This window comes from Ectothiorhodospira haloalkaliphila ATCC 51935, assembly GCF_000633935.1.
Classification (GTDB): domain Bacteria; phylum Pseudomonadota; class Gammaproteobacteria; order Ectothiorhodospirales; family Ectothiorhodospiraceae; genus Ectothiorhodospira; species Ectothiorhodospira haloalkaliphila.
In genome coordinates this window covers 556,711-572,118 of sequence record NZ_KK214998.1, presented here as the reverse complement: position 1 = coordinate 572,118, position 15,408 = coordinate 556,711, and the positions used below count along the sequence as shown (strand labels likewise).

Here is a 15,408-nt window from a genome sequence, read left to right as displayed (position 1 = left end):
ATGCCGGGCGGGATGAGAACTTCGAAGCCATCCCGCCCGGAAGATCGGGTACAGACAACTCTGGGCCAGTTAGGCCAGGGTCGACTTGCCCGTCTGAGCCTGCATTGCAACCTGCTCGGTCGTGTCGACCAGGGAGGCGGTGTGCATCCAGTTGAAGCGCTCAGTGCTCAACAGGATGAAGTGGATCAAAAGGGCCAGCACGGCCAGGAATGCAAACAGGGCAACCAGCGCTCTGCGCGGATCGAACAGCAGCCAAGTACGCCACATATTGAAATCTCCTATATCGGAAAGAACCTGCTTTTACTGCTTCGCTGAGGGTAGTGCTTCAGACCTGATTCGCCATTGAGGCGAAGGGTCTTACCAGGACACACCCCAGGGACGCCACATCCAGGCCAGAACGTGAGCCACAGCGGCAACCGCCAGGAAGCCCATCATGCTGGTCATGAAGACACCATGAAACTCCATGGCTTCTTCTTCGTTCAGCCCCGAAAGAGAACCTTTCGTTTCACCCATCATTTGAATAGCCTCCAAATCAGCCTTATCGACATATACCGCGTCGACACAACGCGATCTCTTACAACGAGGCCGACACTACACCGGAAGAAGGTCCACAATAGTGATCCAGAACAACTAAATCCCGGAATCCACCAAAAACCGCCCCTGTAGCGGGAACCACTGACCACCATCCACCGGGTGATGGGCGGCTTCTTTCTGGTGGCATCCTCCCGGTCCCGGCCGGGGTGCGCCAGGGGCTATGGCGCTGCTATCCGTTGGCGGCTTGACCATCGCTGGCCTGTCCGGGCACCCGAGGCTGCAATCGCTCGAAGAGACTGTCCACGGCGAGGGCCAGCAGTCCGATCATCACCGCCCCCTGAATGATATAGGGGGTATTGCCATTGACGATGCCAGAGATGATCGGGTCACCCAGATTGCTGGCCCCCACCGTCGCTCCCAGGGCCGCGGTGGCCACATTGATGGTCACCGAGGTGCGGATGCCGGCCAGAATCACCGGCGCTGCCAGCGGCAATTCCACCTGAAGCAATACCTGCCTTGGAGTCATGCCCATGCCCCGGGCCGCCTCAAGCACTTCCGCAGAAACCCCCTGCAGCCCCGCCAGGGTATTGCGTACGATGGGCAGCAGACCATACAGCACCAGGGCCACGATCACCGGCACCGTGCCAAAACCCAGCACCGGCACGGCCAGCGCCAGCACCGCCACCGGCGGGAAGGTCTGACCGATGGAGGCCAGTTGCGCCACCATGGGCATGAAATCGCGCCCGGCCGCCCGCGTGACCGCCACCGCCGCCCCCACACCCACGCAGGTGGCCAGCAACGCCGCCACTGCCACCATCAGGACATGCTGACCCAGCAGCACCAGAAAGCTTTCCCGGACGTAGATCACCTGGCGAAGATCCGGCTCCAGCAGGCGAAACAGGGGTTCCAGGGTGGTCATGCCCACAGCCAGCATCAGCAGGGCCGCCAGCCAGATCAGGGGTACGATAAACCGCCAACGGGATCGCCGATTGCCCCCCTCGCTTCCCTGGATGGCCACCTCACTCATGACGTGCCTTGTGCATCAGCACATCCAGAGAGAGTTGGCCCACGGGGGAGTCGTCCTCGTCCACCACGAGCAGATGCCGCGTGTGATGCCACAGCATCAGTGACAGGGCCTGGTTCACCGTGGCGTGCCGACGCACCATAGGCATACCCTCGGCCTCCGGTGCCACTGGAAGCATGCGTTCCTCCACCCGGATCAGGGCCGCCTCCTTGAGCCCCCGGTCATCCCCGCCCAGCAAGGACGCCACGAAATCATTCGCGGGTGCCCTCAGCAGTTCGGTAGGGCGTCCCTGCTGCACAATGCGGCCCTCGTGCATCACCACCAGCCGATCGGCCAGTGTCAGGGCCTCGTCCATGTCGTGGGTGACGAAGACGATGGTCTTGCCCAGGCGCGCTTGCAGATCGCGCAGCTCTCCCTGCAGGGTCTGGCGAGTGATGGGGTCCAGGGCCCCGAAAGGCTCGTCCATCAGCAGAATCTCCGGGTCGGCCGCCAGCGCCCGCGCCACCCCCACCCGCTGGGCCTGGCCGCCGGACAACTGGTGCGGGTACTTGTGGGCAAACTCCGGCGGCAGCCCCAGCAAATCCATCAGCGCCTCCACCCGTTCCTGAATGCGTGACCCGGACCACTGCAGCAGGCGGGGCACCAGCCCGATATTCCGACCCACCGTCCAGTGGGGAAACAGCCCGGTGCTCTGGATGGCATAGCCGATGCGGCGGCGCAACTGATCCTCCTGGAAATCCCGGATCGGCTGGCCATCCAGATGGATCTCGCCCTCGCTGTGTTCGATGAGTCGGTTGATCATGCGCAGGGTGGTGGACTTGCCGCAGCCGGAAGTCCCTACCAGCACACAGAACTCACCCCGTTCCACTCGCAGCGAGATGCGGTCCACCGCCGTCTCGTCGCCAAACCGCCGGGTTACGTCAAAGAGCTCGATCATGCGGCCTCCCGCCGTCGCATTCGTTCCGCCAGGGCGCCCAGCAGGGCATCGGCCACCAGGGCCATGGCGATGATGGGCAGCGCCCCCAGCAGCACCAGATCCATCGCTGCCTGCCCCAGCCCCTGGAAGATGAAGGTGCCCAGCCCACCGGCGCCGATGAGCGCCGCCACGGCCGTCAGGCCGATGGCCTGAACGGTGGTGATACGGATACCCTCCAGCATCACCGGCAGGGCCAGCGGCAGGCGCACCTGGAAAAAGACCTGAACAGGGCTCATGCCCATGCCGCGGGCCGATTCGATCACGCCCGGATCCACCCCTTCCAGGGCCACGTAGGTATTGCGCACCATGGGCAGCAGGCTGTACGCCACCAGGGCCAGCCAGGCGGGGGCCCAGCCAATCCCGCTCACGCCCAGGGCACCCAACCATTGCACCTGATTGCCCAACCAGGCCAGCGGCGCCAGCAAAAGCCCGAACAGGGCAAGGCTGGGAATGGTCTGCAGGGAGTTCAGCACCCCGAATCCCAGGCGCCGCAGGCCATCGAAACGACGCATCGCCAACGCCATGCCCAGCCCAATCAGCAGGCTGGCACCCACTGCTGCCCCCACCAATGCCAGGTGGTAAAGCACGGCTTCCAGGAATTGTTCGCTGCGGGCCTGGTATTCCTGAACCAGCGCCAGCGGCGTGAGCCATTGGCTCAATGCCATGCCCCATATGGCGATGACGAACAGCAGCAGGCTCCATACCCACACGCGGCGCAACCGCAAGCGAATGCGCAACTCCACCAGCACCAGCAACCACAGGAACAGCAGCACCCAGAGACCGGGGCCGATGCCCACCCTCGCCTGAGGCATATCCGGGTCCAGCACGGCCACAACAGCACCGGACAACCACAGGGGCATGGCCACCAGCAGGCCCGTCACCAGCCCCAGGGCTGTCCAGAGCCTGGCAGAGGAGGGGCGCCAGGCCAGCCACACCACGCAGGCCATGAACATAGCCCCCAGCAACGTGACCATCCATCCCAGGGCCTCAACCGGACTCAGGGGCGTCCCCTGCACCAGCCGATTGGGGGCCACACTGAGGGCATCCAGTCCCAGCCAGGTCAGCAGCCCCAAGCTCATCAGACTGACCAGGACCCGATTGGGCCTGGCGTCACGAGACATGGGTTACTTACTCACCCAGATCCGAGAGGAAGTCCGCGGCCACCCGCCGGGCCGAGAGCCCCTGCACTGCCACCTGACCATTCAGGTGCTGCAGGGTCTCCATGTTCAGTGCCCGGAACACGGGCTCCAGCAGATCGGCAATCTCAGGGTGGGCCTCAAGCACCATCTGCCTCACCACCGGGGCCGGCTGGTAAACCGGCTGCACTCCCAGGGTGTCCTCCAGCACCACCAGATCCAGGGCCTGAATGCCGCCGTCGGTACCGTAGGTCATGGCGGCATTGACACCACTGGTCTGACGGGCGGCGGCGCGCATTGTGGCCGCGGTATTACCCCCCGACAACACCAGCAGCTGATCCGGACGCAGTTCGAACCCATAGGCTGACTGGAAGGCTGGCAGGGCCTGCTCCGACTCGACGAATTCGGCGCTGGCGGCGAACTTGAATTCCCCTCCCCGATTCAGATAATCGGCCAGGTCCTGCAGCGTGACGAGACCATGGGCCCGGGCCAGATCACCGCGCACACTCATGGCCCAGGTATTGTTGGCATCGGCCGGAGCGAGCCAGATCAAGCCGTTTTCCGCGTCTCGCTCACGCACGGTGGCGTAGGCCTGTTCGGCGTCATGCCATACGTCGCTGTCGGTCATATCGAAGAAGAAGGCGCCGTTGCCGGTGTATTCGGGGTAGATATCGATATCGCCCGAATTCAATGCCCCGCGGAGGATGCTCGTGCCCCCCAACTGCAGCCGGTCACGGACTTCGATGCCACCCGCCTCAAGCCGCTGGAGGATGATCTGACCCAGCACGGCACCCTCGGTATCAATCTTCGAAGACACCACCACCGGCTTGCCGGCCTGTGCCACGGAAACGGCGCAAAGGGCGCCAAGCGCCAGTGCAAACAGTCCTTTCATGAAGCGAGACATGACTCTTCCAATGCTTGTGGATCTGGCGGGAGTATAAGGGCCTCCGCATGGTCGACTCCAGCGCCCGAGGTCTGGCTTTTCCGCTCCAGTGCCGCAACAATCGAGCGGTAGTGCGACTCCTCGTCACCCCCATGAAACGGATCCAAACGGCGGGAACCCATGCCAAGGCAATCTCTCGAATCCCTGCTTGAAAGCCTCAACACGTCAGAACACCCCGGCCTGGTCCCCCTGCTCGGCGCCGTGGTGGACTGGCTTCGCCCCGATGGAGCGGAAACCACCGAAGATGTGGTGGAACGGATCCAACAGTTGCATGATGCTCAGAAAGGCCGCAGCCAGAAAGGCGAGCAGCCCGCCGCGCCTGACCTGCGCAAGCACCTGCAAACCTCCATGGCGGAGGCACGACATCTCTCGCTGTACACCGAAATTGGTCTGTTCTCTCGACGGGGCTTCGTGCGGGAGTTGGGCCAGCGTTTCTATGAGCGGATCAACCCTCGGCCGCGCGACCCGGAAAATCTGCGGGATGTGCTCTCCCAGGTTTTCAATCGACCTGGTGACACCGTATGGGTCACCCAGGTGCCCGATGATGCCTGGATCCTGCTGCTGGACGCTCTGGTGGACCTGGATGACACCAATGGCCCGGCCCTGACGCGTGCCCGGGAACAAGTGCTCTATTCACTTGAGATGCTCTCCCTATGGGTGGCCGCCGAAGAACTGGAGCCGGAGCTGCTGCGCCTGGACCCGGACATTGCCGAACGCAACTCCCCCTTCGTGGCCCTGGAGCGGGAACTGTCGGCCTATGTGCGGTACTACGCCCAATGGCTTGAAGACCCGAAACAGGATGCCCACGACGACGAGCACGCCCGGGTGCTCCTGCAACAATGCATGGATCAGGTGGATCGCTTTCACAAGCGGGCAGTCACCCATGGCAGCAGCATGAGCCTGACCCATCTACTGGAGCGTCTGGATCAGACTCTCACCCGCATCAGCGACTTGCTGGACATCCTCAAGCGCGACGACAACACCTGCCAGCGCTGTGCCGGGGCCCGGCTATTCAGGGAAATGGTGGTGCAGAACGCCCGGCAGCGTAGCCTGCGCGCCCTGTGGCAGGACAACATCAAGCTGGTGTCGCGCAGCATCACCGAGCAATCCGGCGAGACCGGTGAGCACTACATCACCCAGAACCGACGCGAATATCTGCAGATGCTGGGTTCCGGCGCCGGCGCCGGCCTGATCATAGCGTTCATGGCCCTGATCAAGATCCAGCTCATGCAGATGGGCCTGTCCCCGGGCGTGGAAACCTTCTGGGTAAGCCTTAACTATGGCCTGGGCTTCGTGCTGATCCATATCCTGCATTTCACTGTGGCCACCAAGCAGCCCGCCATGACGGCCGCCCGACTGTCGGCTGCCATCGAGGCCGGTGAAAAGGGCGCGGCCAACCAGGCACAGATCGCCCGGTTGCTGATCCAGGTGGGTCGATCCCAATTCGTGGCGGTGCTGGGCAACGTGAGCCTGGCGCTGCCGGTGGCCCTGCTGGTGGGCTGGGCCTCGCTGGCCTGGTTGAACCAGCCGGTGATGGATGAGGCCCAGATGCACTATCACCTGCTGGAACTGCGTCCGTTGGCGGGTCTGGCCATATTCCACGCGGCCATCGCCGGCGTCTGGTTGTTCGTCGCCGGGCTCATCGCAGGCTATTTCGACAATCGCAGCGCCTATCTGCAACTGGGGGCCCGGCTGCGGGATAATCCCCTGCTGGCCCGTGTGACGCCCATGGGGTTGCGTCATCGCATTGCTGACTATCTGGACAAGAACTACGGGGCTCTGATGGGCAACTTCCTCTTTGGCGTGCTGCTCGGGGTCACCGGATTCATCGGGCTTTTGCTGGGACTGCCCCTGGATATCCGCCATGTGGCCTTTGCCTCGGCCAACCTGGGCTATGTCGCCTCCATCGAGGCCATGCAGAGTGCCACCTTCCTGATGTACTTCCTGTTCGTGCTGGTGATCGGGGCGGTTAATCTATGGGTGAGCTTTGCCCTGGCCATGTATGTGGCGCTGCGCTCACGGGGTGTGCGCCTGGGAGACCTGCGTCAGTTGATGCGCGCCTACGGGCGGGAATTGCGCAAGGATCCGCAAGGCTTCCTGCTACCACCACGGCACACCCCGGAGGATTCCCAACCCAAGGATTGACCCGGACTGGCTCTGGCTCGGGCGGGCGGCGTAGAATGTCGCCCCTTTCCCAAGCCAACATTTCCAGCCCACACCCGCGGATAGTCCCATGGCCAACTCCCTGCATGAACAGCTCCTGAAAGCGGGGCTGGTGGATGAGAAAAAACTCAAGCAGGCGCGGCACGCCTCGCCAAAGAAGAAAAAGAAGGGCAAAGGCAATGCGGCGGCGGAACCGGCCCAGCCCAGCGCGGCCGAGGAGGCGCGGCGCCGGGAGGCGGAACGCTCCCGCGAGCTGAACCGTCAGCAGAAGGAGGCCGCCGAGCGCAAGGCCCTGGAGGCGCAGATCCGCCAGTTGATCGACACTCATCGCCAGGACCGGGAGGGTGGCGAGATCGCCTATAACTTCCAGCACGGCAAGTTGATCCGCCACCTGCATGTCACCCCGGAGCAACGGGATCGGCTGGGCAACGGGCGGATGGCCATTGTCGCCCTGGAGGATGGCTACGAGGTGGTGACCCGGGAGGGGGCCGACAAGATCGCCGAGCGGGATGCCGACCGAGTGGTGGTCTGCAATGACCCCGACCCCCGGGACAAGGCGAAGGATGAGGATGACCCCTACGCCGGTTACGAGATACCGGATGACCTGATGTGGTGAGTGTCCACCGCGCGAGGCGGGCTATCCAGCCAGCGCACAGCCCGCCGCATGACCGGATGCCCAGGCCCATTGGAAGTTGAAGCCACCCAGATGACCGGTGACATCCACCACCTCTCCAATGAAGTACAGCCCCGGATAGGCCCGACACTCCAGGGTCTTGGAGGACAGGGCATCCGTATCCACCCCGCCCACCGTGACCTCGGCCACGCGATACCCTTCCGTGCCCGACGGCCACACCTGCCATGACTGGCACACCCGCTCCACCTGGGCAATGTCCTCGTCACTGAGCTGATCCAGGGGCTTGCTCTCCACCCAAAGATCACACCAGCGTTGCGCCACCCGTCGGGTGAGTCGCTCTCCCAGCAGGGTCTTCAATTCCATCTTCGGACGCTGCGTGCGCACGCTACGGATGTGATCGCCCAGGTTCACGCCCGGGAAGAGATCGATCTCCACCGGCTGCCCCGGCTCCCAGTAGGATGACACCTGCAATACCGCCGGCCCGCTCAGCCCCCGATGGGTGAACAGCAGGTTCTCCCGGAAGCTCTGGCCATCAAATCCTGCCTCGGCATCCAGGGCGATGCCGCTCAGGTCCTCCAGGCGCTTGAGGGCCTTGCCCTCCAGCGTGAGGGGCACCAGCCCGGGGCGTGTGGCGCGCACGGGGATATCCAGGGATCGGGCCAGGTCAAAGCCGAACCCGGTGGCCCCCATGGTGGGAATGGAATAGCCCCCGGTGGCAATCACCAGGGCGTCGGCCTGCACGGTCCCCGTGGGTGTGTCCACCTGATGGGGCGCGCCGATGCGCACATCCTTGATGGCGGTGCGGGTGCGGATCTCCACATGACCGACCTCGCATTCCGCCAGCAGCATGTTGAGGATGTCCTTGGCGGAGCGGTCGCAGAACAGTTGGCCGTGTTCCCGTTCGTGGTAGGGAATGCCGTAGCGCTCCACCAGGGCGATGAAGTCCCAGGGGCTGAAACGGCTCAGGGCGGATTTGGCAAAGTGGGGATTGGCGCTGATGAAATCCTCGGCGGTGCAGTGCAGGTTGGTGAAGTTGCAGCGCCCGCCGCCGGACATGAGGATCTTCTTGCCCGGTTTGTTGGCATGGTCCAGCACCAGCACGCGCTGGCCCCGTTGTCCGGCCACCCCGGCACACATGAGGCCAGCGGCACCGGCGCCGATGATGATGACGTCGTAATGAGTGGGAGGGGTTGGCATGGTGGCGGAGTTTAACAGTAGTCCGGGCCCCTCTCCCGCAAGCGGGAGAGGGGTTGGGGTGAGGGCCGTCGATGGCAGAAGCGCGTCGGACTCAATCCGACCTGACCGGCCCCCGTAACGCCTTGGTCCGACCGCGCTGAATCTTCTTCTCCAGGCGTCGCCGTTTGGAGGCCAGTGTCGGCCGCGTGGGCTTGCGCTTCTTGACCGGCCGCCCGGCCTCCTGGATCAACTCCCGCAACCGCTCCAGGGCATCTTCGCGGTTCTGTTCCAGGGTGCGGAAACGCTGGGCCTTGATGATGATCACGCCATCCTTGCTGATGCGCTGATCCGACATCCGCAGCAACCGGTCCTTGTACAGGCGCGGCAGTGAAGAACGCTGGATATCAAAACGCAGATGCACCGCCGAGGCCACCTTATTCACATTCTGACCGCCCGCCCCCTGAGCGCGGATCTGGCTGATCTCTACCTCCCAGTCGCCCAGGGTCACGTTGTTGGAAATATGCAGCATGACAACTCACCGTGGTGCCGGCCGACCACTCAGGGCTGAGATGGGAATCTGACCCGTTTCCTCCATGGTGATCAGGCGGCTGAAACCACCCGCATCCAGCCGCGCCCGCACCTTGTAGTTCAGGTGATCGCGATCGGCGCGGGCCATCAGATCATTGAGCAGACGCAGGCTGTTGATCAGATCCAGCCCCGCTTCCACCTCAAAGCGTGACTCACCAAACGCCGGGATGGTCTCAAGGTCGCTGGCTACACCGGTGATCAACTGGTGCCCCTCGAAATCCACGGCGTAGCTCATGCCCCGCAGGGGCAGGCTGGCGGGGTTGGGATTGACCACCCGCAGGCCCAGGGCAAACCGGGGCGTCATGCCCTGATTGGGCACGACGCGGAAGGACTCCAGGCTCACCGACGGCGTCTCGAAGTCACTGCGCATGGCGGCGCAACCGCTCAGCAACAGGGCACCGGAGGCCAGCAGGAGACGACGTCGTGTGATGAGCATGGAAAGACTCCAGTGAGCCGGGGAAGATGGACCCTCAGCTTAACGCAATCAGGCCCCGTTGCAGCAGGGATTGGACCACGGCTTGCGAACGCGTGCCAGGCCATGCGATGGTTATCGGTTCACCAAACGTGAACCACGACGCCCTGCCATGCTGATGCCCCTGCTGCTCATGTTCGCCATCCTCGCCGTGGGCGCGGGCCTGCTCATCTGGCATGCGCGGATCGCCTTTGTGGTGAAGCTCCAGGACGGCAAGGCCCAGGCACAACGTGGCACGCCACCGCCGGACTTCCTGAGGGGCTGCGGGGATGTGGCACGCATGTATGGCCTCAAGCAGGGCCGGATCCAGGGCATCCGCACGGGACAGGGAGTCCGGCTGAGCTTCTCCCGGGACATCCCCGAACACACCCACCAGCCCTTTCGCAACGTCTGGACCCCTCCCCCAGGTGGCAACGGTGGCGGCGGCCGCCGAGCCGCCGGTTAGCCTCGGGAAGCGAAAAACGGACAGCCTCCTTTTCGTGGGAGCTGGCCTGCCAGCGATGCCCTGCGACAGCAGTGCGCCGCCTGGACTGGCCCTGCGCTGAAATCCTTCGCGGCCAAGGGCCGCTCCCATGATGGCTTGGCGACTCGCGGTTCCCGCCTCAATCACAAGGCCCGTATTTGATGTCCACCCACAACCCCGCCCCGACCCGCGATACTTCCACCCTGATCCAACAAGGACCTGGCCATGGCCTGGCTGTGGGCGCCCTGCTCATCGGCGCCGGGCTCTGGGGGTGTTTCTGGATCCCCCTGCGCTGGCTGGAACAGGCCGGCCTGCACGGCCTGTGGTCGGTAGCCTTCATCTATCTCGGTGCAAGCCTGGTGGGGCTGGTGGTGGCACGGCACCATCTTGGCTGGGTGCGCCGTCACCCGGGGCGATTTGCCGGCATTGCGCTCACCTCGGCGCTGTCGGGCACCGCCTTCTCCCTGGGCATGATCGAGGGCGATGTGGTCAGGGTGCTATTGTTCTTCTACCTGTCGCCGGTGTGGGCGGTCATCCTCGCGCGCCTGCTTTTACGCGAACCGCTCACCCCGCAGGCGCTGTTCGCCCTGACCCTGGCCATGACCGGTGCCCTTGTGATGCTCTGGCCCACCAACACCGGCCTGGCCCTGACCCGGGCGGATCTGCTGGGCCTGCTGGCGGGCATGGCCTTCTCGGCCACCAATATCCAGGTGCGCTATGCCTACTGGATGCCGCTGCGGGTGAAGACCCTGGCGGCCTGGTCTGGAGCCCCCCTGCTGGCCATGGGGGCTGCGGGCACCCTGGGCATCGGCCTCACGCCGGACCCATGGACCATCGCCGTGGCCCTGCTGGTGGGCATGACGATCATGACCACCATGACCCTGACGGTGCAGGTGGGCGTGACCTGGCTCCCGGTGCGCCAGTCCTCGGTAATCCTCATCTTCGAGCTGGTGGCTGGCGCCGTCTCAGCCGCCTGGCTGGCCGGCGAGCTGCTGGGCCCCAGGGACTGGATCGGTGGCGCGCTCATCGTGATGGGCGGCCTCATCGCCGGGTGGCGACGTTCCCGCTAGGGCAGATCATGGGTCGGTCCAGCCGACCGGCGGCGGCGTTTGGCAATTGACGAAACCCCGGCCATGCCCAATTCTGAAGGCTTGACGGCCACTCGATGATGCCATGGAACACGCCACTGCCCCCCTGCCTTGCGCCGACACTGCCTCGACTCCCGAGGGTGTGATCCGGCCTGCCCGGATGACCGATATCCCTGCACTCGTGGCCCTGGAGCAGCGCTGCTTCCCCACAGATCGCCTCTCCCGACGGCAATTCCGCTACATGCTGACCAAGGCCAATGCACACACCCTGGTGCACGACACCGGCAAGGGCCCTGGGGGTTACGTGCTCGTGCTGTTCAGCCGCGGCACGTCAAGCGCAAGGCTGTATTCCATCGCCCTGGACGCCGCCGCCCGGGGGCAGGGCCTGGGCCGAAACCTGGTGCGGGCGGCCGAAGCCGCTGCCCGGGCCAGGGACTGCGCCTACCTGCGCCTGGAGATCCGCAAGGACAACACGGCCTCGCAGTATTTGTTCGAGTCCCTGGGCTATCGACGTTTCGGTGAGTATGACGACTATTACGAAGATCACATGGATGCCTGGCGCTACGAAAAATCACTGGCAGCCGATCTGCGACCGGAGATGGTCCGCGTGCCGTTTTACGAGCAGACCCTGGATTTCACCTGTGGCCCTTCCTGTCTGATGATGGCCATGAAGGCCCAGGACCCGACGCTGACCCTGGACCGCAAGCTGGAACTTCGCCTTTGGCGGGAGGCCACCACCATCTACATGACCTCGGGCCATGGGGGTTGCGGGCCTTTCGGGCTGGCCCTGGCTGCGGCCCATCGGGGCTTTTCCGTGGAACTCACCCTGGGCGATGAACAGATACCGCTACTGGATTCCGTGCGCAGCCAGGACAAGAAAGAGGTGATGCGTCTGGTTCAGGAAGACATGCTGGACGAGATCCACGGCCTGGGCATTCCGGTGCATTACGGGCACCTGACACCGGTGGACCTGCGGGCGCGTTTTGATGCCGGCGGCATCCCCGTGGTGCTCATCAGTTCCTACCAGATCTACGGCGAGAAGTTTCCCCATTGGGTGGTGGTGACCGGCTTTGATGAGCACTTCATCTACGTGCATGATCCCTTCGTGGACTACGACAACGGTGAAACCCCGCTGGACTCGTTGAACATGCCCATCCTGCAACGGGATTTCGAGCGCATGGCCCGCTATGGCAAGGCGGGACTCAAGGCGGTCCTGGTGATCGGCCCCCGAGCCGATTCGTAACCACACAAAGCCCGAACCCCGCGCAACAAGCCACAAGGAAGCCCCCATGTCGGATCATGTCCTGCTCATCGAGCAACCCGGAGACTGGAAGCCCCATTTCCCGGACTACCCCGTGGTGCTGGCCGCGGACTACCTCACCCACCCGGACCATGCCGCCGGCAAAAGCCGCTTGCGGGTGATCAACCTGTGCCGCAGCCTTCGCTACCTGAGCGTGGGTTACTACTGTTCGCTGCTGGCCGAGGCCCGGCAACACAAGGTGGTGCCCTCGGTGCGAACCCTGCAGGACCTCTCCCGCAAGTCCATCTACAGCCTGGACACCGAGGACATCGACCGCAAGGTGGCCCGGGTACTGGGGCGCAAACGCTCGGGACTGGAACCCACGGCGTTCGAGATCACCGTCTTCTTCGGGCAGTGCGCACCCAAGGAACTACGGGAGATCGCCCAGCAGTTGTTCACCGTCTTCCCCACCCCATTGTTCAAGGTGGAATTCCGGTTGGTGGGCCAGTGGCGGATCGAAGCCCTCAAGCCCATGGCCCTGAACAGCCTGGATGCCGAGCAGGAGGACGCCTTTTTCAGCGCCCTGGAAACCTATCTCAAGCGCCCTTGGCGCAAACCCCGGGGCACCCGCAGCTACAAGTATGATCTGGCCATCCTGCAAAACCCGGAAGAGGATCTGCCGCCCTCCAACCGGGCGGCCCTGAACCACTTTGTACGCCTGGGACGCACCATGGGGCTGGAGGTGGACCTGATCGACCGACGGGATTTCGGGCGCCTGGCGGAATACGATGCCCTGTTCATCCGCGAAACCACCCGCATCGACCATCACACCTACCGCTTCGCTCGCAAGGCCAGCAGCGAGGGCATGGTGGTGATCGACGACCCCGATTCCATCCTCAAGTGCACCAACAAGGTCTACCTGGCTGAACGGCTCTCGGCCAACAAGGTCCCCACGCCCCGCACGCTGGTGCTGCGCCGAGAAAACCTCCTCACCGCTGAGGAGCATATCGGCTATCCCGTGGTCCTGAAGATCCCGGACGGATCATTCTCCCGAGGCGTGTTCAAGGCCGAGAACCGTGCCGAACTGGAAGAGATCGGCCGCAGGCTGCTGAAGGAATCGGATCTGATCCTGGCCCAGGAATTCGTTTACACGGAGTTTGACTGGCGCATTGGCGTGCTCAACAAGCAACCCCTTTACGCATGCCAGTACCTGATGTCCCGAAAACACTGGCAGATCGTGAACCACCAGGCCAAGGGCCGACTGCGGCAAGGGGGTGCGCGTACCCTGGCAGTGGAGGATGTCCCTCCCATGGTGATCAAGACGGCCCTCAAGGCCGCCAATCTCATCGGCGATGGGCTTTACGGGGTGGATCTGAAACAGACAGACCGTGGCATGATGGTGATCGAGGTCAACGACAACCCGAGCCTGGACGCGGGCGTGGAGGACGCCCTCCTCAAGGAGGACCTGTACCGCCGCATTCTGGAGGATTTTGTGCGGCGGCTGGATTTAACCCGAAAGCGCTAGGGCACAGCCCGCGGTCATGATCTCCCTTGAAGACCACCAGGCATGGCAGGAGGCCGCCCGAATCAACCCCCGTCCCTTGCCGCCCTCGCCTCTTCCTTGACCGACTCAGGCCAGGCGAAGGAGATACGGTTGCCGCTGCCCCGTTGTTCGCCGCCGCGCTCGGTCCCCTTTTCCGTGAGTTGCCAGGCGCCGTCCTTTTGCTCCAGCAGGCCCTGCTCAGCCAGCAGGTCGAGGAAAGGGGCGGTCTTCATGCCCAGGGCGGAGGCGATACGGGAGGAAGGTAATTTCTTCTCGGACGCCTGGCCTTCATCCCGATGGGAGGCCGGTGGCGAGGGGGCATCGGAAGCCGCCGTGGATGACTTCTGTGCCTTCCCCCCCGCAGATTTTGCCTTGCTGCGGCGTTGGCCCGCGGTCTCCTTGGCCGCCTCCCCGGTCTTGCCTCGGGCTGCGGGTTTCGCCTTTCCTTTGGGGGCCGCGCCCTCCTGGGTGGCGGATTTGGAGGACTTCCTAGCACCACGGGCGCCCGCACGACCCCGTTGGGTGCGGGGCTTGGCGTCGTCCTCCCTGGGTGCTGCTGGTGCGGCGGGCGCGGTATCGGCATCCTCGGGCCGTGCTGCCTGCTCCGGCGCCACCCCGGGGGAGGCTGCCTGATCACTGATGCCGAATTCGGCCTCATAATCCGGCGCACGTGCCACATGCCGCCCGACCAGCGCCTCGGCACAGCCCTGAAGGGCCTGGATGCTCACGGTGGAGGCCAGGGCACGTAACATGGCCAGGTAGTTTCCACCCTGCCCTGGCTTGCCCCGAAGGCCTTGTTCCAGAACATCCTCCAGCCAGGTGACCTGGCCACCCGGGTTGTGCTCGCCAGCCAGGTGCACATGGGCATCGGGCCCCACCACGATGCGGCCGTGGACCTGTGGAATGAGCCTCACGCCCAAACGATGGGGCCAGGACATGAACAACACCGCGTTGCCCAGGGCTCGCACCTGCTCGGCCAGATCGTTCAGCGGGTCGATGACCTCCAGCGGGTTGCCGTCCACTTCCTCATCCACATGGAAGAAGCGCTCCTCGGCCTCCACCCTGACCCCGGTATTGAAGAAGCGGGAATCCAGCACGAACGCCTCCATGCGGCGGTTGAACACCACATGATCGAAGTGAACGGACGTGCCCCGCACTTCCAGTTGCAGGTCATGGATGACCACAGCCTGATCGGAGTCGGCCAGTTGCTGATCCAGTTCGGCGGCTGCGGCCAGCCGCCCCTCCAGGGCCAGGATCCTCGCCCGGATCTGCCGGGCCGGTTCTTCGCTGGCCCGCTCAAGCAGACGGTTTAGTTCCTCAATGTGGGGGGCGAGGTCGTCAACAGGCTTGATCAGCATGGCACACTTACCTGTGGTTTCCCGGAGTATTTATGTGGGTAGCCAATATCCCACGAAAAATAAGTCATAT

At 64.0% G+C, this 15,408-nt stretch carries 16 protein-coding genes; 6 read left to right on the top strand and 10 right to left on the bottom strand.

Annotated features, from left to right (window positions below; all coding sequences use genetic code 11):
• Nucleotides 1–69: 69 nt before the first annotated feature.
• The 6 genes from pufA to osmF form a co-directional block, all read right to left on the bottom strand.
• Nucleotides 70–267, bottom strand: a complete 198-nt coding sequence (gene pufA, locus ECTHA_RS0110525) for a light-harvesting antenna LH1, alpha subunit (RefSeq protein WP_025280862.1) — start codon at nt 265–267, stop codon at nt 70–72.
• Nucleotides 268–357: 90 nt separating this feature from the next.
• Nucleotides 358–516, bottom strand: coding sequence for a light-harvesting antenna LH1, beta subunit (pufB, locus tag ECTHA_RS0110520; protein ID WP_025280861.1), 159 nt, complete (start codon nt 514–516; stop codon nt 358–360).
• A 247-nt stretch (nt 517–763) separates the two neighbouring features.
• Complete coding sequence (locus ECTHA_RS0110515) at nt 764–1,561, bottom strand: ABC transporter permease (RefSeq protein ID WP_025280860.1); 798 nt, start codon at nt 1,559–1,561, stop codon at nt 764–766.
• Nucleotides 1,554–2,495 carry an ABC transporter ATP-binding protein gene (locus ECTHA_RS0110510; RefSeq protein ID WP_025280859.1) on the bottom strand — a complete coding sequence of 314 codons (942 nt, stop codon included), beginning with the start codon at nt 2,493–2,495 and terminating at the stop codon, nt 1,554–1,556. The genes ECTHA_RS0110515 and ECTHA_RS0110510 overlap by 8 nt, the downstream gene beginning before the upstream one ends.
• Nucleotides 2,492–3,655 carry an ABC transporter permease gene (locus ECTHA_RS0110505; RefSeq protein WP_025280858.1) on the bottom strand — a complete coding sequence of 388 codons (1,164 nt, stop codon included), beginning with the start codon at nt 3,653–3,655 and terminating at the stop codon, nt 2,492–2,494. Before ECTHA_RS0110505 ends, ECTHA_RS0110510 begins: the two co-directional genes overlap by 4 nt.
• Before the next feature lie 7 nt (nt 3,656–3,662).
• Nucleotides 3,663–4,574 (bottom strand): glycine betaine ABC transporter substrate-binding protein OsmF, encoded by a 912-nt coding sequence (osmF, locus tag ECTHA_RS0110500; protein WP_025280857.1) that lies wholly within the window; start codon nt 4,572–4,574, stop codon nt 3,663–3,665.
• A 159-nt stretch (nt 4,575–4,733) separates the two neighbouring features.
• Between osmF and ECTHA_RS0110495 the strand changes: the two genes are divergently transcribed.
• A complete protein-coding gene (locus ECTHA_RS0110495) occupies nt 4,734–6,758 on the top strand; it encodes a site-specific recombinase (RefSeq protein WP_025280856.1) in 2,025 nt (674 codons plus the stop codon).
• An 88-nt stretch (nt 6,759–6,846) separates the two neighbouring features.
• On the top strand, nt 6,847–7,392 hold the full coding sequence (locus ECTHA_RS0110490; protein WP_025280855.1) for a DUF2058 domain-containing protein: 546 nt from the start codon (nt 6,847–6,849) through the stop codon (nt 7,390–7,392).
• A 21-nt stretch (nt 7,393–7,413) separates the two neighbouring features.
• On the opposite strand, the gene ECTHA_RS0110485 is transcribed toward ECTHA_RS0110490, so the two are convergent.
• The 3 genes from ECTHA_RS0110485 to ECTHA_RS0110475 all read right to left on the bottom strand — a co-directional run bounded on the left by ECTHA_RS0110485 (nt 7,414) and on the right by ECTHA_RS0110475 (nt 9,610).
• Nucleotides 7,414–8,607 (bottom strand): BaiN/RdsA family NAD(P)/FAD-dependent oxidoreductase, encoded by a 1,194-nt coding sequence (locus tag ECTHA_RS0110485; RefSeq protein WP_025280854.1) that lies wholly within the window; start codon nt 8,605–8,607, stop codon nt 7,414–7,416.
• 91 nt (nt 8,608–8,698) lie between these two features.
• Nucleotides 8,699–9,115 carry an alternative ribosome rescue aminoacyl-tRNA hydrolase ArfB gene (gene arfB, locus ECTHA_RS0110480; RefSeq protein ID WP_025280853.1) on the bottom strand — a complete coding sequence of 139 codons (417 nt, stop codon included), beginning with the start codon at nt 9,113–9,115 and terminating at the stop codon, nt 8,699–8,701.
• A gap of 6 nt (nt 9,116–9,121) precedes the next feature.
• Nucleotides 9,122–9,610 (bottom strand): LEA/WHy family protein, encoded by a 489-nt coding sequence (locus tag ECTHA_RS0110475; RefSeq protein WP_025280852.1) that lies wholly within the window; start codon nt 9,608–9,610, stop codon nt 9,122–9,124.
• A gap of 148 nt (nt 9,611–9,758) precedes the next feature.
• On the opposite strand from ECTHA_RS0110475, the gene ECTHA_RS0110470 reads away from it, so the two are divergent.
• The 4 genes from ECTHA_RS0110470 to ECTHA_RS0110455 all read left to right on the top strand — a co-directional run bounded on the left by ECTHA_RS0110470 (nt 9,759) and on the right by ECTHA_RS0110455 (nt 13,962).
• Entirely contained in the window at nt 9,759–10,091 is a 333-nt protein-coding gene (locus ECTHA_RS0110470; protein WP_025280851.1) for a DUF3634 family protein, read from the top strand.
• Between the two features lie 179 nt (nt 10,092–10,270).
• Nucleotides 10,271–11,179 carry a DMT family transporter gene (locus tag ECTHA_RS0110465; RefSeq protein ID WP_025280850.1) on the top strand — a complete coding sequence of 303 codons (909 nt, stop codon included), beginning with the start codon at nt 10,271–10,273 and terminating at the stop codon, nt 11,177–11,179.
• 103 nt (nt 11,180–11,282) lie between these two features.
• Complete coding sequence (locus ECTHA_RS0110460; protein ID WP_174411994.1) at nt 11,283–12,440, top strand: GNAT family N-acetyltransferase/peptidase C39 family protein; 1,158 nt, start codon at nt 11,283–11,285, stop codon at nt 12,438–12,440.
• 46 nt (nt 12,441–12,486) lie between these two features.
• Nucleotides 12,487–13,962 carry a RimK family protein gene (locus ECTHA_RS0110455; protein ID WP_025280848.1) on the top strand — a complete coding sequence of 492 codons (1,476 nt, stop codon included), beginning with the start codon at nt 12,487–12,489 and terminating at the stop codon, nt 13,960–13,962.
• Between the two features lie 62 nt (nt 13,963–14,024).
• Here ECTHA_RS0110455 and ECTHA_RS0110450 read toward each other — a convergent pair whose 3' ends face one another.
• On the bottom strand, nt 14,025–15,338 hold the full coding sequence (locus tag ECTHA_RS0110450) for an NERD domain-containing protein (protein WP_025280847.1): 1,314 nt from the start codon (nt 15,336–15,338) through the stop codon (nt 14,025–14,027).
• Nucleotides 15,339–15,408 lie beyond the last annotated feature (70 nt).